General features: G+C 58.7%; 16 protein-coding genes. 5 read left to right on the top strand and 11 right to left on the bottom strand.

Features of this window, described 5'->3' with window-relative positions:
- Positions 1-198: 198 nt before the first annotated feature.
- The gene (locus tag BLT47_RS05470; protein WP_074662553.1) at positions 199-1110 is read left to right on the top strand and encodes a serine hydrolase domain-containing protein; all 912 of its coding nucleotides are present in this window, start codon (positions 199-201) and stop codon (positions 1108-1110) included.
- 257 nt (positions 1111-1367) lie between these two features.
- Here the strand turns inward: BLT47_RS05470 and BLT47_RS05465 are convergent, their stop codons facing one another.
- Positions 1368-2450 carry a 2,3-butanediol dehydrogenase gene (locus tag BLT47_RS05465; RefSeq protein WP_074662551.1) on the bottom strand — a complete coding sequence of 361 codons (1083 nt, stop codon included), beginning with the start codon at positions 2448-2450 and terminating at the stop codon, positions 1368-1370.
- Positions 2451-2765: 315 nt separating this feature from the next.
- The gene (locus BLT47_RS05460; protein WP_049619511.1) at positions 2766-4313 is read right to left on the bottom strand and encodes an amidase; all 1548 of its coding nucleotides are present in this window, start codon (positions 4311-4313) and stop codon (positions 2766-2768) included.
- A 158-nt stretch (positions 4314-4471) separates the two neighbouring features.
- On the opposite strand from BLT47_RS05460, the gene BLT47_RS05455 reads away from it, so the two are divergent.
- Entirely contained in the window at positions 4472-4882 is a 411-nt protein-coding gene (locus BLT47_RS05455; RefSeq protein WP_143021782.1) for a hypothetical protein, read from the top strand.
- A gap of 130 nt (positions 4883-5012) precedes the next feature.
- On the opposite strand, the gene BLT47_RS05450 is transcribed toward BLT47_RS05455, so the two are convergent.
- Complete coding sequence (locus BLT47_RS05450; RefSeq protein ID WP_074662663.1) at positions 5013-6008, bottom strand: NAD(P)/FAD-dependent oxidoreductase; 996 nt, start codon at positions 6006-6008, stop codon at positions 5013-5015.
- Positions 6009-6109: 101 nt separating this feature from the next.
- Positions 6110-8764 carry an ATP-dependent chaperone ClpB gene (clpB, locus tag BLT47_RS05445; RefSeq protein WP_074662544.1) on the bottom strand — a complete coding sequence of 885 codons (2655 nt, stop codon included), beginning with the start codon at positions 8762-8764 and terminating at the stop codon, positions 6110-6112.
- A gap of 554 nt (positions 8765-9318) precedes the next feature.
- Between clpB and BLT47_RS05440 the strand changes: the two genes are divergently transcribed.
- Both BLT47_RS05440 and ybaK read left to right on the top strand, forming a co-directional pair.
- The gene (locus BLT47_RS05440; RefSeq protein WP_074662541.1) at positions 9319-10530 is read left to right on the top strand and encodes a zinc finger domain-containing protein; all 1212 of its coding nucleotides are present in this window, start codon (positions 9319-9321) and stop codon (positions 10528-10530) included.
- Positions 10531-10592: 62 nt separating this feature from the next.
- On the top strand, positions 10593-11141 hold the full coding sequence (gene ybaK / locus BLT47_RS05435) for a Cys-tRNA(Pro) deacylase (protein WP_049619506.1): 549 nt from the start codon (positions 10593-10595) through the stop codon (positions 11139-11141).
- A gap of 65 nt (positions 11142-11206) precedes the next feature.
- On the opposite strand, the gene BLT47_RS05430 is transcribed toward ybaK, so the two are convergent.
- From BLT47_RS05430 to BLT47_RS05410, 5 genes are all read right to left on the bottom strand, one after another.
- A complete protein-coding gene (locus tag BLT47_RS05430; protein WP_049619505.1) occupies positions 11207-12646 on the bottom strand; it encodes an ATP-binding protein in 1440 nt (479 codons plus the stop codon).
- 545 nt (positions 12647-13191) lie between these two features.
- Entirely contained in the window at positions 13192-13959 is a 768-nt protein-coding gene (locus BLT47_RS05425) for an SDR family NAD(P)-dependent oxidoreductase (protein ID WP_083330093.1), read from the bottom strand.
- A 296-nt stretch (positions 13960-14255) separates the two neighbouring features.
- Positions 14256-14777, bottom strand: a complete 522-nt coding sequence (locus BLT47_RS05420) for a hypothetical protein (RefSeq protein WP_143021781.1) — start codon at positions 14775-14777, stop codon at positions 14256-14258.
- A gap of 139 nt (positions 14778-14916) precedes the next feature.
- The gene (locus BLT47_RS05415; RefSeq protein ID WP_074662536.1) at positions 14917-15669 is read right to left on the bottom strand and encodes an ABC transporter ATP-binding protein; all 753 of its coding nucleotides are present in this window, start codon (positions 15667-15669) and stop codon (positions 14917-14919) included.
- The gene (locus BLT47_RS05410; protein WP_074662533.1) at positions 15659-16855 is read right to left on the bottom strand and encodes a hypothetical protein; all 1197 of its coding nucleotides are present in this window, start codon (positions 16853-16855) and stop codon (positions 15659-15661) included. Before BLT47_RS05410 ends, BLT47_RS05415 begins: the two co-directional genes overlap by 11 nt.
- A 1003-nt stretch (positions 16856-17858) precedes the next feature.
- On the opposite strand from BLT47_RS05410, the gene BLT47_RS05405 reads away from it, so the two are divergent.
- Positions 17859-18113, top strand: a complete 255-nt coding sequence (locus tag BLT47_RS05405; protein WP_074662530.1) for a hypothetical protein — start codon at positions 17859-17861, stop codon at positions 18111-18113.
- Between the two features lie 194 nt (positions 18114-18307).
- On the opposite strand, the gene gluQRS is transcribed toward BLT47_RS05405, so the two are convergent.
- Together gluQRS and BLT47_RS05395 are read right to left on the bottom strand one after the other, a co-directional pair.
- The gene (gluQRS, locus tag BLT47_RS05400; protein ID WP_074662527.1) at positions 18308-19297 is read right to left on the bottom strand and encodes a tRNA glutamyl-Q(34) synthetase GluQRS; all 990 of its coding nucleotides are present in this window, start codon (positions 19295-19297) and stop codon (positions 18308-18310) included.
- Between the two features lie 19 nt (positions 19298-19316).
- Positions 19317-20678 carry a C1 family peptidase gene (locus BLT47_RS05395; RefSeq protein ID WP_074662524.1) on the bottom strand — a complete coding sequence of 454 codons (1362 nt, stop codon included), beginning with the start codon at positions 20676-20678 and terminating at the stop codon, positions 19317-19319.
- Positions 20679-20876 lie beyond the last annotated feature (198 nt).

Below are 20876 nucleotides of genomic sequence, written 5' to 3'. Positions count from 1 at the left end.
TACTACCTGCTAAACGCCGCGTGCCACCAACCCTGCACCGAGCATTGCCCCAGCTCAGCTACGTACCAGGCCGCGCGCCGCGCGCTAGGCACCGCCCGGGTTCGTACTAACCGAACGCCGCGCGCCGGGCGCTGGGTACCACAAAACTGCGACCCGAGAGCGCTGCCCGGCAGCCGCCGCGCGTGGAAGAATAACCTCATGAATCGTGCACGCCTGGCTTCGGATACCCTCCCCTTCAAACATTCTCTCGGGGTGGTGCAGCGCGGCGGCGAACTCACCTATCGGGATTCGGACACAGCAGTCGTGTGGCCGCTAGCTTCGGTTACCAAGCCGATCGTGGCCTGGTCGGTTTTGGTGGCGATCGAAGCGGGCAAGTTAGATCTAGATGATGAAGTTACGGCGTGGCAGCTTCCCGTGTGCGCGCTGCTCGCGCACGCTTCCGGGCTTCCGGTGGATGGGGAGTTTCGGCGTCGGATCGACGGCGCCCGCCGGCTCACCCGTTACGCTTACGGAAAGGAATCCGATATGGGCCAGGCGTGGGGCCCGGGTACCGATGCGCCAATAACCCCACCCGCGCACGGCCTGTACGAGCGGCGCGTGTATTCGAACTATGGCTATGAAGTGCTGGGCCGTTACGTGGAGGAGCGGGTGGGCATGCCGATTGCTACCTGGGTGCATGATTCCGTATTTCGCCCGCTCGGCATGGTTTCTTCCGAATTGCGCGGTTCGCCCGCGCACGGCGCTTTTTCTAATGTGCAAGATTTGCGGCTTTTTGTGCGCGAACTAATGGATCCACAACTAATTTCGGAGCCGCTGGCACGCTACGCACAAAGCGCCCAGTACGCGGGCCTACCGGGGATTTTGCCTGGCTATGGCTATCAGGAAGACAATTTGTGGGGTTTGGGTTGCGAAATTCGCGGTCATAAACGCCCGCACTGGTTGGCAGATGATTTCTCTCCCCGCACTTTTGGCCATTTTGGTATTTCGGGTTCTTTTATCTGGGTAGACCCAGACCTGGGCAAAGCCGGCATTTTCTTGGGTGCCCAGAAATTCGGCCGCGCCCACTCCCACGCCTGGCCGGCCATAACCGCCGAAATGCGCGGGCTATAAAGGCGGGCGGGAAAGGTAGGCGGTAAAGGCGGGCGGTAAAGGCGGGCTATAAAGGTGTGCTATAAAGCCAGGCTGTAAAGCCAGACTGTAGTAAAGCCCGGCTTTATTAAAGCCCGCGCCGCGAGGGGCGAGCCGCAGCCCGCGCCCTCGCGGCGCACGTTATTCCTTTTTGGCGTTAGCGCTAGCTTCTCGCCGTACCGCACATTTTGCGGCGGTACGCTCGCGCCAGTAGCGCACTCTTAGCCAGGGCTAAGCGTTTAGTCTTCGCCTTGCCCGTTCGGGGAAACAAGGATCTTCACCTGATCCTCGTTGTGGTGGATAAGGGTTTCGAAGCCCTTCTCTACTAGGTCTTCCACGTTGATCTTGCGGGTGATGAACGGCTTGAGGTTGATCTTTCCGGAAGCGACCAGCTCGATCGTCTTCGGATGCGTATTCACGTAGGCGATCACCCCGCGCACATCAATTTCTTTCATGACTACGGAATGCATGTCGATTTGCGGGCGGTGGCCCCAGATTGACATATTTACGAGCACACCCCGCGGCCCGAGCGCCGCAATCAGCTGGTTGAGCACCGCGTCTACCGAAGTGCATTCGAAAGCCAGCTCGGCACCCTTCCCGCCGGTTGCTTTCTGCACTTCTTCCACGATGTCAACTTCGTTCGGGTTCCAGGCATAATCCACGCCCGCAGCTTCCAGCGCCATTTCACGCCGTTTTGGCGAAAGCTCCGAAACTGCCACCGTGCATCCCACGGCCTTGAGGACCGCCGCGCACAGCACCCCGATCGGGCCAGCCCCGCCCACCAGCGCGAACTGCCCTTTCTTCGCTTCCCCGCGGTCGAGCACGCCATGCACTGCCACCGAAAGCGGTTCGATGAGCGCTGCTTCGTCCAGTGAAATCGAATCCGGGATCTTATGCACCCAACGTTCCTTGACCACGATGTTTTCGGAGAGGCCACCGCCGCCGCCACCCAGACCAATGAAGTTCATATCCTTCGAAAGGTGGTAGGTGGTGGACTTTTCGCTGGTGTCTACGTCGTCGTAAATCAGGTACGGTTCCACCACTACGTGGTCCCCTACCTTTACCTTTTCTACGCCCTCGCCTACTTCAGCAACGACGCCGGACATCTCGTGGCCGAGCGTGACCGGGCATTCCTCCCCAGAAATTGGCTGCGGGTGGCCCTTGGGCGGGCAGAAGATCGGGCCGTCCAAATATTCGTGCAGGTCGGAACCGCAGATACCGCACCATGCCACGTCAATACGAACCGTGCCCGGCAGTAAGGGCTGCGGTTCTATGTCTTCGATCCGAATATCACGGTTACCGTAATAACGTGCTGCCTTCATAGTGTTCCTCTCCTTGAGACTTCGCTGTCACGGAAGGAATTTCCGCACGCTACCAGAGTAGTACGCATTTTGATTAACGCTGGATTTAAGGCTGTTCGGGACGGCGTGTTTTTTGGGCGTTTCTTTCTCGTGCGAACATAGAGCTCCGCCACTGGCCGCACTAGTGCTCGTTGCCCTAGTTACATGCCGGCCCTTCCCGGTAACCGCGCGGCTGCGCTTCGGCTCAGCGTAGCCGCGCCGCGCCATACTAGGCCGGGCTAGGCCCAGCGCAACCGTACTGGCCGCTTCCGCCCGGCGTAGCTGTGCCTTGCCGCGTTATGCCGCAACCGGGCGTTTAATGGCTGGCCACGGGTCGAGGATTTCCAGGGCGCGGGCGATGCGCAGCAAGAGCGCTTCTTGGCCGGGCATCACGGCGCCGAAGTGTACGCCGAAGGGCAGTTCGATCGGCTCGTTATCGTCTGGCCGGGCGGGAGCGCCGGCGGGAAGGACGCCGTCGGAATCGCTTTCGGCACGGAACTGGCCGCGCTGGATGGTCTCGCGGTGTAGCGGCACGGCGAGGGCGGCCGGGCCGAACATATTCCAGGAGCTCGTCCACGGCGTGTATTCGCATTGCCGCTCGAAGTCTTTCGCTGGGTCGTCCAGGATTTCCATCCACCCCGGTTCCACCACGGGTTTAGCGAGCCCGGGGGTGAGAATCACGTCGAAATCTGCGAAAGCGAGCCCCATGCGCCGGGCGATTGCCTGCATTCCTGCTTGTGCTGCCAAAAATTCTTTGAGGCTTACTTGCTGCCCGGTTTCGTATAGCCACCGCGTGAGCGGTTTGAGTTTTTCGACGCCGCCGGGCGGGATCGGGAGGGTGACGGCCATGCTCTGCCAGATCGGCATGAAAGCCGCCCAATCTTCCGGGCCGAAGGGGCGGCTAATCCGCGTGATTTGTGCGCCCATGCTTTCGAGGAGGCTAACGGCGCGGTCTACCGCATTCAGACACCCGGAATGCACGTTTGTGTCTACATTGAGCGGTTCGGTAAGTACACCTACCCGCAATCCTTCAAAAGTGGTGCTAGTGGGCCGCGGTTCGGCCCGAATGATCTGCAAATACGAGTATTCGTGCGGGTAGGGGTAGTCGTCGCCCGGGCGAATATGGGCGATCGTGTCCAGCCCGGCTGCCATATCCATAACCGTGCGGGTAAGTACGCCATGCACGCCTAAACCGGGGCCGGCATTGCCGTGCGGGCCGGGTGAAACCAGGCCGCGCGTAGTTTTCAGGCCGAGAATGCCGCAGGAGGCGGCCGGGATGCGGCACGAACCTCCGCCGTCGTTCCCGTGGGCGATGGGGACGATACCGGCAGCTACTGCCGTGGCCGATCCGCCACTGGAACCGCCGGCCGTGCGCCGCAAATCCCACGGCGAACGGGCCGGGGTTTTCCCTTCCGGTTCGGTATAGCCGGGGAACAAGAATTCGGGCACATTAGTTTTGCCAATGGTTACCGTGCCGGCGTCCAGGATGTCTTGGGCCACGCCGTCCGTGTGGCTAGCAATATTGCCGGCCAGCAAGGGCGTACCCAGTTCGAAAGGTAAGCCTTCTACTGCCGTGGCATCTTTGATCGGGAAGGGGACACCTAGGAGGGGCCGTTGGTCTCCGGCGGCAATGGCCTGCCGGGCCGCTTCGGCTTGCCGCAAAGATAGATCTTCCGCATAACTGGCGAAGGCGCCGATGGTAGCGCCTGGGCCGTGGGCACGATCCAACACCCGTTCGGTGTGTTCTACCGGGTCCACGCGTCCATTTTTCATTTCTTGGGCCAGCTCCACTGCCGGCAAATCCAGCGGGTCGATACCGCCCAGATCAAAAGCACGGGAAGTCATGCACCTAATCCTATCCAGCTCGCGCGGCACTGGCCACGGAAACTTGCCGCGCGGCGGAGCCGGGCGGAGCCGGGCGCCGCCCGATGGTACACCTAGGTCTACCATCGAAGAGAGCTGGCGCCCATCCCTTTTCGCCCGGCCCGCCCTAGCTTTAAAACATGGACAAGCTCATGGACATGGTGCGCGGTTTGAACCTCCCGGCCGTGATCGGCGTAATCGGTTTGGTGTTGGCCGCGTGCGCACTCGCTTTGATTTTCTTCCTTCTCGCCCTCAACTGGGTGGCGCTTTCTTCCCTACCGGTGAGCGTGAAAGTGCTGTGGTGCGCGATTGCGCTCATACCTTTTGCGGGCCCTATCGCCTGCTTCGTAATGGTGCGCCGCCGGGCACGCCGCCGCCAAGCCCGCCGCCAAGCTTTGTACGAGGCAAGCGAGCAGGCAGGCGCGCAAGCAAACGCGCAGGCGAGCCAGCTGGCAGGCCAGCCGTCCGGCGCACAAGCCCATTTTCGGCAACTAGATAACACGCCACAACCGTGGGCCGGCGCTTACGCGGTAGCGTCTCGCGCCGCGTAGCGCCTGCTTGCCAGCCCGGCACCTACCTAGCGGCTCGGCGCTCGTTTTCCCCCACGGTCTACTTGGCAGCGGCCTCCACGGTCTGCCTAGCGGCAGCTTCTACGGCCTGCTTGCCGGCGGCTTCCACGGCCTACTTGGCGGCGGCGACGGCGTCGATATCTTCTACGTACCGTTGCGCATCGATAGCTGCCCGGCACCCGGAAGCGGCCGCGTTGATCGCCTCCTTGTACACCGGATCGATCGCATCACCGCAGGCAAAGACGCCGGAACGGCTGGTGCGCGAAGATGGTGCCTGCACCAAAATGTAGCCATTGGACCCCAGGTCTAGTTCCTCCTGCAAAAGCGCAGTATTCGGTTCCCGGCCGATCTCCACGAAAAGCGAATCTACCGGAATATCGGTTTCCGTATCGTTTTCTGTACTTTCGGTACCGTTACCTACGTTTGCGGCCGACGCCGCGGTACGTACCCGGATCGCTTCCAGATTCCCATCGCGCGGACCGAGTGCCTGGGTGATTTCCGTATTCCAGTGGATCTCAATGTTCTCTGCATCCTGCACGCGTTCGGCCAGTGGGCTAACCGCCCGCAAGTGGTCGCGCCGGTGGATGAGATGCACTTTCCGGGCGAAGCGGGAAAGGAAGGAAGCGGCGATCACCGCAGAATCTCCCCCGCCTACTACGGCCACTTCTTTGCCTTCTAGGTCCGGGCCGTTCACGCGGGAAGTGTAGTAAATCCCGCGGGCCGCAAATTCGTTTTCTCCCGGAATTCCGAGCTGGCGGGCCCGTGCTCCCACCGCCAAGATCACGGCCTTGGCCCGGTACACGCGTTCATCGGTACGGACCACTTTGATGGGCTCAGATAGCGCGAAGCCCGTTACTTCTTCGTAGATCACGCCCGCCCCGAAACGCAGAGCTTGCACGCGCATTTCGTCCATAAGCTCCCCGCCTTCAATGCCTTCGGCGAAGCCGGGGAAATTGTATACACGGTGGGTGCGCATTAGCTCGCCCAAAGGTTTTTTCCCAGCTAATACGAGCGGGCTGAGGCCGGCCCGGCCGGCATAGATTGCGGCGGTCCATCCCGCCGGCCCGCTTCCAACAATAATGACGTCTTCAATACGTTCTTCGGCCATTTCCATCATCTTCTTCCACCGTCGTTGGTTTTTCGGAGACCTTCCCCCGATATTAGTCACAAAAGAGGCCTCGGCGCAGTAGCCGAGGCCTCTCAGTTTTTTTAGGCTTCCACGCTTTCCGCGGTAGCTTTATCTTCCACGGTGAGGTTGAGGCCGTGCCGCCGGCCTTGCGCATCCGTGGGCACATCGCCTACGGCTACGTCTACGCGGACGGTATCGCCATCTTCCACGTGCCCGGCCAAGATTTCCCGGGCCAGCTGGTCGCCAATTTCGCGTTGGATGAGCCGGCGTAGCGGGCGGGCCCCATAGGCTGGATCGTATCCTTCCAAAGTCAGATAGTCGCGGGCTGCCGCGGTTACATCCAAGTGGATGCGCCGTTCGGCCAGCCGTGCCTCCAACTGGCTCACCTGCAGGTCTACGATCTTGCCGATCTGTTCGATCGTCAAAGGCTGGAAGATAATAATATCGTCCAAACGGTTCAAGAACTCTGGCTTGAAGTGGGCCCGCACATCCACCATTACCGCATTACGTTTCTCCTCTTCGCCCAGGCTCGGATCCGCGAGCGCAGCAGAACCCAGGTTAGAAGTCATAATGAGGATGGTGTTGCGGAAGTCCACGGTTCGCCCCTGCCCATCCGTGAGCCGGCCATCATCGAGTACCTGCAGCAAAACGTCAAAGACGTCCGGGTGGGCCTTCTCCACTTCGTCGAGCAAGATTACCGAGTACGGGCGGCGGCGTACCGCTTCCGTCAACTGGCCACCTTCCTCATAGCCCACGTACCCCGGAGGGGAACCAATAAGCCGCGAAACGGTGTGTTTCTCCGCGTATTCGGACATGTCGATACGGACCATGGCCCGTTCGTCGTCGAACATGAACTCCGCCAAAGACTTCGCCAGTTCGGTTTTACCCACACCGGTGGGGCCGAGGAACATGAAGGAACCATCGGGACGGTTCGGATCCGAAACGCCGGCCCGCGAGCGCCGCACCGCGTCGGATACCGCGCGCACCGCAGATTCTTGGCCGATGAGCCGCTTGCCGATCTCCTGCTCCATGTTGAGCAGTTTTTCGGTTTCGCCCTGTAGTAGTTTGCCTACCGGTACACCCGTCCATGCGGCTACGACTTCCGCGATTTCTTCGGAATCAACCCGTTCGGCCACCATGGGTTCGGTTTCCTTACCGGCACCGGATTTTTCGGCTGCTTCGGCTTGTTCGATTTGGCGTTCTACGCCCGGGATGTCCCGGTTTTGTAGGCGGCCGGCATCTTCGAAGCGTCCTTCGCGGATGGCCAGTTCGAGTTGCGTGCGCAAATCATCAAGTTGTACGCGCAAATCGCCCACCCGGTTGCGGCCCGCTTTTTCGGATTCCCAGCGCGCGTTGAGCGCGGAGAGTTCTTCTTGCTTATCGGCCAGTTCGGCACGGATTTCGGCGAGCCGTTCCGTGGTGGCGGCGTCTGGATCTTCCGTATCGGCAAGGTAGGATTCCTCCATTTTTAGGCGGTCTACCTGCCGTTGCAAGGTGTCGATCTCTTCCGGGGAAGAATCGAGTTCCATCCGCAGGCGCGAGGCGGCTTCGTCGATCAGGTCGATTGCCTTATCGGGTAGTTGCCGGCCGGTAATATACCGGTTCGAAAGTTGTGCGGCGGCTACCAGGGCGCCGTCCGTGATGGTCACCTTGTGGTGTGCTTCGTATTTGGGTGCGATACCGCGCAAGATAGTTACCGTATCTTCCACGCTCGGTTCTCCCACGTACACCTGTTGGAAGCGGCGTTCGAGGGCCGGATCGGTTTCGATGTGTTCGCGGTATTCGTCTAGCGTGGTGGCGCCAATGAGCCGCAGTTCCCCGCGGGCGAGCATGGGCTTGAGCATATTGCCCGCGTCCATGGCGCCTTCGGAACCTCCACCGGCACCCACAATGGTGTGGATTTCGTCAATGAAGGTGACGATTTCGCCGTCGGCATCCTTGATTTCGTTGAGCACGGCCTTGAACCGTTCCTCAAATTCGCCGCGGTATTTGGCACCCGCAACCATCGAAGCTACGTCGAGCTGAATGAGCCGCTTGCCGCGCAAGGACTCGGGCACATCGCCGTCTACCATGCGCTGGGCGAGCCCTTCTACGATCGCAGTTTTCCCGACGCCGGGCTCCCCGATTAGTACCGGGTTGTTTTTTGTGCGGCGCGAGAGTACTTGGATAACGCGGCGGATTTCGCTATCGCGGCCCACCACGGGATCCATTTTTCCTTCCCGAGCCATTTGCGTGAGGTCCTGCCCGTACTTTTCGAGCGCCTTATAGGTGCCTTCCGGGTCGGGGGAAGTGACGCGTGCCGATCCGCGCACATTCGGGAGCGCTGCCATGAGTGCTTCATGGGTAGCGCCTTCCGCCCGCAAGATTTCCCCTGCCTGGGATTGGGATTCGGCCAGGGCAAGCAGCAAGTGCTCGGTGGAAATGTAGGAATCGGAAAGCGCGGTGGCTTCCTTCCCTGCCTGGCTGAGTACTTGCGCGAGAGTGCGTGCCGCTTGCGGGTTTTGTACCGAAGCGCCACTGGTTGCCGGCAAAGCCGCACATGCCCCATTCACGCGGTTGACGATATTCGCACGGTTCGCACCCACGGCTTCCAGCAGGCCGTTGGCAACCCCGCCTTCCTGTTCCAGGAGTGCGCCTAGCAAATGTAGCGGCTCCACTTGCGGATTGCCTGCCACAGTTGCCTGCTGCACAGCTTGTGCTAGCGCCTCCTGTGATTTCGTTGTGTACTTATCCATTTTCTCCAATTCTCCTCATGGGGAACATTGCCGTGGTGTGTGCCGCCGCAACGCTACGCCGCAGCCCGACGCCGTAGCGCGCCGCCGTAACGCGCCGCCGCCGTAGCCAGCCGTGGCTGCCAGCCGCTGCAGAACGACGGCGTAACACGTACCTACGCTGTGGCTAAGGCCTTGCCGGTTCGCACCTTGCGCGGCCGGTTCACCCTTGTAGTTTCCCCGTCCGATAAAGACAACGCGCAAGTTCTTGAGTCTATTCCACTCAAGCTTTCCTGAGTTTATGTGGCGCAGGGCAGAGGGACGTGTACGGGAGAGCAAGACGCAGACTGCGGCCGAGAGGCGCGGTGCAGACCGCAACTGGGAAGGACTGGGCACAGGTTGCAGCTGGGGAACGCGTGGCGCGGCTGCGGCCGGGGACGCGCGGCGCGGCTGCGACGGGATTGAGAGAGCTAGGGCATGTCCCGAAAACCCCTGCCCACCTATAATCGAATGTCTCCAGATAGCATTTTTATAGAGTCATAGCTAAGTTGAGCGGAACGAGGAGCAGGAGCGCAGAAATGCCTGAGGGCCATTCCATTCACCGGCATGCCCGGATTCTCACCACACTATTTGGCGGGCGGCCCGTGCATACTTCTTCCCCGCAAGGGCGCTTCGCGGCCGGGGCACAAATACTCGATGGCCGCATCCCCGGCCGGGCCCAAGCCTGGGGCAAACATCTTTTCTGGCCCTTCTTTTCTGCGGCCGATGTGCCTGCCCTGCCAGCCGATGCACCTATTTCGCCGGCCGATGCGCCCGCCCCGCCGGTTGCAGCCACCGATACCAATTCCGCGGTTTCAGTTCCTACCAATTCCGCGTTTGCGGAGAGCGCTGGCACGGCGTTTGCGGAAAGCGCTAACGCGGTGGTTGCGGCGCACCCGCACGCGGCTGAAAACTCCTCTGCGGAAAACGCCCCCGCAGAAAACGCGGAATTAGTAATTCCGGAGGCGGAGCTGGGCGAGGAAGGCCCGGTGTGGTTGCAGATCCATTTGGGTTTGTACGGAAAATGGGCTTTTGCGGGAGCCGGCGTAGCAGATTTAGGGGGCGCCGGGATTCAGATTTCCCCGACGGAAGATTCCGGGATGATGGCGGCTATGCGGCAAGCTACTGATGGCGGGAAGGACATGACTACCTCGCTTCAATTTCCGGAAGACAATATTGAAGTCACGGCCGCGCTTGCCCCGCGGCCTACTACGCGGCTGCGCATTGTGGGGGCGGCGGCGGTGGCGCAGCTGACCGGCCCGGCCCAATGCAATATTTTGACGGGCGCCGAGGTGCAAGAAAAGCTTGCCACTTTGGGGCCCGATCCGATCCGGAATCAGCCCGGCGATCGGGAGCGCTTCGTGGAGGGCGTGCGCCGCCGGCGCATTCCTGCCGGGCAGGCGGTAATGGACCAGTCGCTTGTGGCCGGGCCGGGCAATATTTACCGGGCAGATTGTTTGTGGCATATCGGGATTTCCCCGCACCGGCCCGCCAACAAGGTATCCGTGCAAAGATGGGAAAAACTTTGGGATGACCTGTGCTTTTACATGAGCAAGGACGTAGCTACCGGCATCATTATTACCATCCCGCCGGAATACCAGCCCGACCCAATCCCCGCAGATGACCCGGAACTTTCCCGCTTTGTGGCCTACCATCGCACCGGCCGGCCTTGCGTGCGTTGCGGCGCCACAATCGCCGAAGAAAAAATGGCTGGCCGCCGCCTCTTCTGGTGTCCGGGTTGCCAACACTAGCGGGTACGACGCCGTATCTCCGCTGGCGTGGGGCCGCGCGGGAAGGTACTACCCTAGGAAGTATGGCAAAGAAGAAGCGAGACCGCGGGCGTAGCGGGGCGGCGGGCCAAAAGCCGGGCGCGGCGGCGACTCCGGCTTTGCAAGTTTTGGAGCAGGCTGGGGTGCCGTTCACGGAGGTCGAATATGAACACGCCGCGCATATGGAACATGGGTATGCGTTAGATTCGGCGCAGGCCTTGGGTTTGGATCCGGCTACCGTATTCAAGACTTTGCTGGCGGAGGTCGATGGTAAACCGGTGGTAGCGGTGGTGCCGGCTAATGCGATGCTCAATTTGAAGGCTTTGGCGAAAGCTGCGGGCGGGAAGAAGGGCTCCATGATGGATCCGGCGGCCGCGGAACGCCGTACCGGTTACGTGACGGGTGGGATTTCCCCGCTCGGGCAAAAGATCACCTCGCCTACTTTTATTGATGAATCCGCGCGCGAGCTGGAATACATGCTGGTTTCTGGTGGGAAGCGCACGCTTTCCGTAAAACTTGCGCCCGCGGATTTGGTACGGGTTGCCCCGCAAGGAAAGTTCGCCGCCGTCGCCGATTTCTCCCGGCATTTCTAGGTGTCGGCAACCTGCCCGGGTGCACTCGGCAGTGACAACCCGTCCGGGAAAGGTCTCCTATACGGTTAGCGGGCCCGGTATCTTTGCCTAGGGCTCCGCGGTGGTTCAGTTGGCTCAGCTATACCATCTTCGATCAGCCTGTTTATTGCGCGCTGTATGGAAGTACGGCTGAGCTTGGTTTTCTCCATTAACTCCGTGGTGCTAGCACTCTCTTGGCTCTCGAGTTGTGCTTTCACTTTGTCATACGCTGTCGCATAACGTTCCGTTGGTGCCACGCGTCGTTTCCGGAAGATAATCGTGAACTGAGTGAGATCGTTATACATTTCCGCAGGTGGCATTAGAGCTCTTTCAAGCGCAGTCTGTATAACTTGAATTCCTGTTCCGCGGTTTTCTGCCAAGGCCCCGCCGGGCAAGGCTGGGCTTTCCAAGAAGGTCGCCAGCCGCTCATTGCGGGTGGAACTTTGCCCCGCGGTGCCGAGAGATTCAAGGGTTACGCCGCCATATAACCCACCCGGGCTCATTATTTCCAAGCGATCCACAAACATATTTACTTGCACTTGCGTGCCCCGCGCCTGCGGCGAATAGTCACGATGCATGAGAGCATTAACGATGGCTTCGCGTACGGCGACGAGCGGATAATCCGGGAGTTCCTCACGGTAGACTTCCCCAATAAACCCACCCTCACGCATATTCACGCGTACCGCACTCACCACATTCTCCACGATCTCATGTATCGGGCCAGCAAAAGACTTGGAATCTAGCATCCGGGAGCCGGTCCCAATATCCCCTTTTGAAGTACCCGGAAAGAGCGCAAAAGTTGCGGTGAGGCGCGGGAAAAATTCTTGCGGATACTCTCCCATTGCCAGCAAGGCCGCCAGCGTGGGTTTGCCGTCCTTTAAAACTTTCAGTCGGGTCAGTGCAGTTTCCTGCCCATCCGCAAAGGTTCGTGGCCGAATAGCCCGCTGTGACTCTAGAAACGCATTGAGGACATGGCTGTCAAGATCTGCCAATTCAGCTTCTTCGACGGGATCTTCGTCCCAGCGCGGAGGGCGTTGTTCTTCCAATAGCCGGTCAACTTCATATTGCAACAGTTTTTGGTCGCCTTCACCAGACCTCCGGAAAGATCCCCCGTATCTTCCTCTTTCCGTTACGTAGCATGGTTTTTCATGCGCGGAGATCTCAGGGACACTCGCTACGATTACAGATGACCCTTCAAATGGCTCGATCCGTATCTCAGGGTGCACTCGCGGAGTCATTTGATTACAGCGGGAGACCAACGCGTTCTGCGCGGCAGACGCATCGAAACCCTTTGCGACCGTGAATCCCTCCCGTTCGCTCAAGCCGATAATGAGGATGCCTCCCCCAGAATTCGAAAAGGCACTGAGGGTAGGCAAAATATCCTTACCTACCGAGCTCTTCACCTCAATACGTTGGGTGTCAGTAGCAATATCGCGAATCTCCTTGACCACATCTTCCAGAGGCCTTCCCAGAATCTCGTCCCCCATCTTCCCCAACATAACACACCCGTGGGGAAGATGGGGAAGTTAAGGGGAAGCTCCAAAACCGACCACAAACCGCACCAATCCGCCACTTCAGCCACCCCATCACGCAAACCAACCTCCCCAACTCAACCACAACATAACACCCCCATGGGGAAGATGGGGAAGATGGGGAAGTTAAGAGGAAGCCTCAAAACCGACCACAAACCGCACCAACCCGCCACTTAAACCACACCATCACGCAAACCAGCCTCCCCAACTCAACCACAACTCAACACACCGGTGGGGAAGATGGGGAAGTTAAGGGGAAGCTCCAAAATCGCCCGCAAACCGCACCAATCCGCCACTTCAGCCACTCCATCACGCAAACCAGCCTCCCCAACTCAACCACAACTCAACACACCCGTGGGGAAGATGGGGAAGTTAAGAGGAAGTTAAAAAGAAGAGGGGCAAGACTGGGCTTGCCCCTCACCACTAGGGAAGTAACCAACACCGCCCGTAGGCAACACGCAGCCCTCCGGGAGCGCCCTCCACCCTAGAAGGCGCGTCTTTTATCCAGCGCACCAGCCGGCGTCGTGGTTGATGAGCGCGCCGTTGATGTTCCTGGTTTCATCGGCCAGCAGGTATACGGCGGTATGCGCGATCTCTTCCGGTTCGGCAATGCGCACGGACGCTTGCTGTAGCCCAGCGAAGACTTCCATCGACTGCGGGTCCAGGTTGAGCTTGGCCATTTCTTTGCCAATGTTGGTATTTACCCCGCCGGGGAGAATGGCGTTGCAGCGCACCCCTTCTTTCGCGTAGCGGTAGGCAGTGTTCTTCGTCAGGCCCACAATGGCGTGCTTGGACGCCGTGTAGATAACGCCGGCTGCCGCACCGCGAATGGCCGCGGCTGAGGCGATGTTTACGATCGAGCCACCATTCTTCTTCAGTTCGGGCATCGCCGCCTTCAGAAGCTGGAAGGGGCCGCGCACGTTGATCGCGAAGATCAGATCGAAACGCTTTTCTTCGTATTCACCAACACCCGCGTTGTTGTCCATAACGCCCGCGTTGCTCACCACGCCGCGCAATGGCCCGTGCGCCACGGCTTCTGCTACCAGCTGCGCCGCGTTTTCCGATGCCGAAATATCGCCGACGACGGCGCTTGCCTGGCCGCCTTCCTGCGCGATCATATCCACGGTTTCCTGCGCGGTTTCCGCATTGATATCCCCGACGACTACATACGCACCCTGCGCGGCCACCGCACGTGCAATCGCGCGGCCCACACCAGATCCGGCACCGGTAACGATAACCGACCGATCAGTAAGAGTGATATACGCCATTTCCATCTCCTTAGTTGCGGAAACATACACCCCTGTTATTAAGGGTGAAGCTCCCTTGTTTTAAGGGCAAAGCTCCCTTGGCCACATCGTGCTTTAGGCACCGAACCAGCATAACCCTCTTTAGGCCTTAAGTCCCCAGCTCGGCTCGAAGTGAACAGAGTATCAGCTAGTTACGAATTGTCTTATACAAGGCACGGTTTCTAGTAATGGAAAGCAGGGCGACGGCAAGCCGATTCACTTTAGCGCTAAGAGAAGAGGTAGGCCGGCGCGACTTTACCCCAAAGCACTTCTCGCCACTAGTTTCCCCCACGCACCGTCCACGGTTTATAAACCAGGTACCCATGCGAAACGACCAACAAGGTAGCCACTAGCACAGTGGCCGGCCAGTCCGTAATCGGAGCGGATACCGGATTCCAGGGATAAGGGATCCCGTTTCCGTCCACCCCAAGGAAGAAACATAGCGGGACCGAAACCACCGGCAACAACCACCCGAGCGACCTGCCCCAAAAAACGCTAGAGAAAATCCCCAAAGCGCCATAAAACAATGCCAACCGGCACAGGTGCAAAATGTTTTCCGGAGAAAAACTCCCTTGCGCCACCCACAGCCCAATACCCAGAGCCAAACACCCGCAAATCTCGCCTATAACCACCAGCACACACGCCACTACCGCCGGGCGATACCTGGCTAAGGCCTCCATTTGGGGCGTGCCAGCCACCACGAGCAAGCCCACCAAAATACCGAAAACCACGGTAGCAGCATTGAACAAAGGCACCTGCAAACCGCCACGTGCCATGAAATTGTAAGTAGCTTTGCTCATATGGCCAAGCGCAAGACTCGCTACGAAAAGCACGGGGATAAGCACCTGCCCGTTTCGCGCTTTTATCGCCAGCCAAGCTCCCCGCACCTGGCCCACTTCCCTATTGTTTCTACAATTTTGTGTAGAGTCTCCTGGCCGCTCACACATTACTTTCCCCAATAAGTTGCAAGAAGCTCTGTTCGATTTGTTCGAGCTTGCCCAACTGCGGCGCGCCCGGCGCAGCCGCCACCACACTGCGTGCCGCAAGCTCATCGGGCGTACCCTGAAACGCAACCCCATGGTTAGAAAGCACCACCACGCGATCCGCGGAAGCCACCACGTCTTCAATAAGGTGCGTACTAACGATTACGGTCTTATCCCGAATTTTGTCAAGCAAAGCCCGGAAACGAATCCTTTGTGCTGGATCCAGGCCAACAGTCGGCTCGTCAAGAACAACCAAATCCGGATCAGTTACCCCCGCGCTCGCGATCGCTGCTCGCCTCTTCATGCCGCCGGAAAGTTTGCCGTATTTAGTGGTTCGAGATTCGCTTAGATCTACGAGCTTTAGTATCGCGTCAAAATCGGCGCGGGAACTCGCGCCTTTCATCCAGGCTGTGTAATGCAGAATATCTTCTACCGTAAACCGGCTGTCAGCCTCATATTCTTGTGGTAAGTAGCCGATTCGCTCCCGCAAATTGCGCCGGGCACGCGCAGTACCAGGTACGGCGTCGTCATAAAGAATCCGCCCGGCTTTCGGCCGAAGTTGGGTAATCAAAGTACGCAGGAAAGTAGTTTTTCCAGCACCGTTTTCGCCAATCAGAGCAGTAATTCCGGGACCGACATCCATCGATACTCCACTGAAAACGGTTTTACTTCCATATCCCTGAGCCAGGCCTTCAATTTTAATCTGCATCTTTCAGCCTTTCGCAGTTATCTATCGCCTTGATATTGGAAACGATCCAGTCCGCTTGTTGCGCTTCACTCCAGGAACGCGTTTTCGCCCGAATCTCCCCCAAAGAGGCATCAATTGCCGCATCTTCAACTTCGACCTCCGGAGGCCTTTCGCCACCGAAAAGATATTGCGTGAACACTTCGTTTAGTTTCCAGTTCATATCCCATTCGGCACTTAATTCTTCCTGGGATTTTTCTACTGTGGGGCACACCGTTTGCGCCTGCCCCATCCGGTCAGCCAGCATTTCGAAGGCAACCGAATCTGCAGCAAGCCACAAGCCACCATCGCCGCCGGTCATTGGGCTCACGGTGTAATCCCCGCCAATTATTTGTTTTTCGACGACGGTAAGAGTTTCCCGCGGTTCACCTAGGGCTTCGTAAATATGAGCAAGCTTCTGCGCAACATTGAGCAGGAAGGGCAGACGCACTTCATCGCCCGGCCATACACAGGCCCGTGCCCCACCCTTTTCCGCGCATATTCCTGGCTGCGGATCTCGCAAGGCACCGTTAACCCGTACCGGCCCGTTAAAGAACAAAGCAACACAGACAATGGCGAGGATCGAAACTCCACTGCCACGCGCCAACTGCGCCGTAGTGGCACGAACATTTCCTCTTGATTCACCCCTAGTCAGGGCTCCGAGTAGCAACAAAATAATGCCACCCAGCAGGGTTCCTATGGTTGCTCCATAGCCGGCCAAGGACACCTTCGTCCACGGATCATTAGCTGCCGGTACCGGGGAAAGATACGTGGAAAGCACAAATCCTACAACTGCGGCCGCCACTATCGCGGCAATGCGCGAGGGGAGCATATCGCCAATTGCGCTCCCAATGCAGATTAATGCACAGGCAAACACGACGCACAGCACCGCGTAGACCGGTGTGAAAATACCATTTTTCGCGCCCGCCATCCCGGCCATAATCCGGATTACCACGGTTGAAATTATGAGCGGTACCAAGGCCAAATAAAACATATTAACGCCCAGGCGCACAGCTGTGGCGAGCAACTTCTTACCAGGTGCCACTCCGCCGAGTTCCGAAAGCGTACCCTTGCGCCAAATCTGTTGCTCGATAGCCGCAATTATGGGAATTAGAATGCCGGCGAACAAGATCCCCGTAACCGCGGAAATAGATGCTTCATTAAGCCACACCTTCCAACCGTCGCGTTCCGACAGTAACAAGGCAACCAAAAGATAAACACCTGCAAGTAGCAGTGACCACCACCGGCTACGAGAGGTTCTCAGCTCTATAAGCAATATTCGTGCCAATTCAACCCTCACTTTCAACAACAGAAAGAGAAGGGCGGGGCACGGCTCAAGGAGCCGCCTGAGCCACGCCCCACCATTTTGTACGTCCGCCGATCAGTCAATACGGTTCAGATCGCGGCATGCAACAGACCATTAATGCCAAGCCCGCTAGAAAGAGGGAGAGCTGAAACGGCAACCGCTAGCCCACGTTTTTTCGTTCTCATTGCCCACCAACTTTCAAAGCGTAATGTTCCAAACACCACGCATCTTATGTGGATGGGGTCACTTTATATCGGAGCGCGGAAACCGTCAACACCTTTAAGGAAGTTCCCTCACATCAGTTTCGATCGCTTCCCCAATTCGCCCAAGCAGATTGGTTTTCAACACACTTAAGTACTTAGTTAACGATTTGGTGCCGATATAACGTTACGCGTGAACGGGCAAGCGGCGGGCTAAAGCTCTCTGCCGGATTAGCAGGGCTGCCCACACCTCAGCGAATAATGCCATCCACCCTATGGTGGCACCCACCAACCAAAGGGCAGGAAGAGCAAGCGACTCTCCCGATTGAAGGTAACTCATTTTGCAGGAGGAAAACCACCACCATAGGCACCGCAACTGTTGCCAAACGCTATTCTTCGCGACATGAAATAATCGATACGTCCAACACCGCTTTGTGTTAATTACGTTTTGTTGGTGGGCATAAAGTATTCTTGGAAGCCGCCTAGAAAAATATCAACAACTTGCGGGCAAGCCCAACAAGCCCAACATTCCCTTCCAAAAAGTGACACGGCCTGCATATCTGGGGGCAGATCACACTAGACTAAGTGCACTTAGCGGTCCTGCTAGGCACCTTTCGCGTGATGCCACGTGATTGGCGCAATCGATTCGCGGTGGAGGGGAAAGAACGATGGCTTTCTGGGGACGACGTACGGACTCCTCGCGGCGCGGTTCGAGCGAGGATGCCCACTCCACAACCGCCGATAACAACCCACCATCCATGCTTTTTGGTGATCGCGCCGATCAACATGGCGGCTACGATTTTGGCGGCTACGTGCCCGGCGAGGATTACCTTCCGAAAAAACAGCGCCGCGCGCTGCGATGGGTGTTTGGCGGTATTGCAATCATCGTAATCATCGCCCTGTTCATCTATTTCATGTTTTAAGCCGCGGGTTACTAAAAGTCCCACGTACTAAGCCACCACACGCGACCGCAGCAAAGCCACCGCGCGAGATCGCGCTAAAGCCGCCGCACACAATGCCGGTAGCACCTAGTGCTTCTAGCTAGTTCTGGCCGGCCCTAGCTACTTCTGGCCGGTCCTAACTGCTTATGACTAGTTCTGGCTGGTCCTAGCTGGTCCTAGCTGGCAAGCGCCGGGCCAGCTTCGAGCTTCTCCACGTCTACGTACCATGGATCGCAACGAAGTGCGTCCAAGGTTAGCTTCTGCGCGAACTCGCAGGCCAATTCGCGCGCCGTACCCCCACTGCCAAGCACAATGCCCAAAGACTTCGCGAGGAGTTTGACCACACTCGGCCCGTCCCAACCATAGGCGCGTAAGCGGCTAAGCGTAACGGCGCCGTCGCGCTTAGCTAAGCGCCGGCCCGCCGAATTAAACACCATGGGCACGTGGTAATAATCTGGCCTTGGGTAACCCAAAAGCTGCTGCAAATGGACCTGGCGGGGAGTGGAAGCCAACAGGTCTGCCCCGCGCACAACTTCCCGCACTCCCGCTGCACAATCATCTACCACGGAAACGAAATTATAGGAAAAAACTCCATCTCCGCGCCGGATCACAAAATCATCTACCGGCCCCGTAAAGGTACCGGCCACGGCGTCGCGCACCGTTAACTCGCGCACTTGCGCACGCAGGCGCAAAGCCGGGCCGCGCCGCATTCCCGCCAGTTTTGCGCGGCCAGCTGCCCGCTGCTTCGGGCCCAAAGCGCGGCACGTACCCGGATAAATACCGGGCGTTCCGTTTGGTGCGCTCGCCGCTTCCGCTAAATCTCGGCGCGTGCAGTAACACTCATAGAGCAAACCGGCCGCCTGCAAACGCGCAAACTCGCGCTCATACAAAGCGCCGCGGCACGATTGGTACTGCACCGGCTCATCCCACGTGATCCCGATAGCCGCCAGGTCTGCCAGCTCGGCTTGCGCGTACGCCGGCCGGCTGCGTTCCCTATCGAGATCTTCCATGCGGAGCACAAAATGCCGCCCGTGCCGGGCCGCGAGCGCCCAAGCCAACAAAGCCGTCCGCAAATTTCCCAAATGTAGTTCACCCGTGGGGCTGGGCGCATAGCGACCGCACGGATCAGTTTCGGAGCTAGCCGGCTTTGTTGGGGTCTTGGGCATGAGCGTAGCGTTTCTCTGGTTAGCTGAGCACGTCCCAAATGGGTAGTACGTGCGGGGTGGCCTGGGCCGCGGCGAGCACGCGTTCCCGCCATTTTGCCGGGATCGCGTTTTCCTTGACCACTACCAGGTAGGTGTGTTCGGTGAACCACGCGTCGGAAACCGTGAAGTAGCCTTTCGCGCCGTTTTGTTCACCCCAAGAGTTTTCGATCCGCCACCGTTGCGGCACCTCGTCTACCAGGTCCACACCGGTGAATGCCATGGCGTGGGTGGGCAGGTATTCCTTGGTGCAGATTCCGGCGTGCCGTTCTAGGCTCATGTCCACGCCGTACAACTCACCGCGTGCGAACAGTTGCGGATCGCCAATACCCTTTTTGCGGTCCATATCTTGCCCCACATCGCAGGCCATCCACACGGGTTCGCCTTCGCGGAGCGTGGCCACGGTAGCACTCTGTAGCACTTCCATGGGGACCACGCAGAAAACTTGCGGTTTGCCGAGCATAGATTCGCTCCGGTCAATCACATAGGACTCACCAACGGTAAGGCGCGGATCGGCGAGCAAGCACAGATAATCGTCCAGATCGGGAAGCGTGCGGGCCGCGAATTCTTGTGGGGTGAGTTCCCCTTCCCGGTGGAACTTGCCGTCTTTATCTTCCCATTGCCACATGAACTTTTCGGGCGGGGTGCCCAGGTGGATCCGCAAAATCCGGTACACATCGGCCAGGGCTTGGGTGCGTAGTTGCGGCCGCTCAGTGGCCGGGGAAGTATGCATTTCCCAGGCGGCGCGTCGCAAGCGCCGCACGAGCGCCGCGTGCATTTCCTTCGTGTTCGAACTCGATTCGGTTTCCGGCATGGCGTACTTGGGCACGGCCCCATACTTTTTCACCAGGTTCGTGAAAGACGTCCACCAGCCGCCATCGCCCACCGGAGATTCCAGCATGGTGGCCACCGTGCGCGCATCGCGTTCGGTTTGCACCGATTCGCTCGGCGTCAAGAACTCGCCTGGAAAAGGAACGTCTGCCAGTTCTTCCATGTGCACCAAGAACACATTGGCTTTTTCGAGCTGGTCGAAGAACTGCAAGTAGGCGAAGGAAAACTCGAAGTTTTCCAAACCGGTAGCCCGGAGCACGCCCGGCCGGCCCGCCGCGTTATAGCCGGCAAACATCCAGCACCGGCCAGACTGCTTCTGGTTCGAAACTTCCCACTTATCGACTTTGAGGGAGAAAGTGGCGCCTTCCAGCGCGGCGGCCCGCCCCGGATCTTGGGCCAGGCGAGAAACCGGATTTTGAGTGACGGCATTTTGCGCCAGCCGGGCGGCGGCGTCGTCCGTAAAATCTTGTGCCCACTGGGCTAACTGCGTGGTAGAAATATCGGCGGCTGTCACAGCCAACCACTCTCCTTATTACTAGCTGCGGGCCGGGCGCTACATCGCGTTCGCCCCGGCCCGCAGTTCGTGTGTTTTCTTCCAAGTACCCGCCCGCTAACCGCGCGAGTACCGATTTACCCGCTTACCGCGCGGGTACTGATTCACCCGCTTACCGCGTGAGTACCTATTTACCTGCTTACCGCGCAAGTACTGATT

Source organism: Actinobaculum suis (assembly GCF_900102025.1).
GTDB lineage: Bacteria > Actinomycetota > Actinomycetes > Actinomycetales > Actinomycetaceae > Actinobaculum > Actinobaculum suis.
The sequence above is the reverse complement of the archived record's forward strand: the minus strand, read 5'-3'. Positions and strand labels throughout refer to the sequence as shown.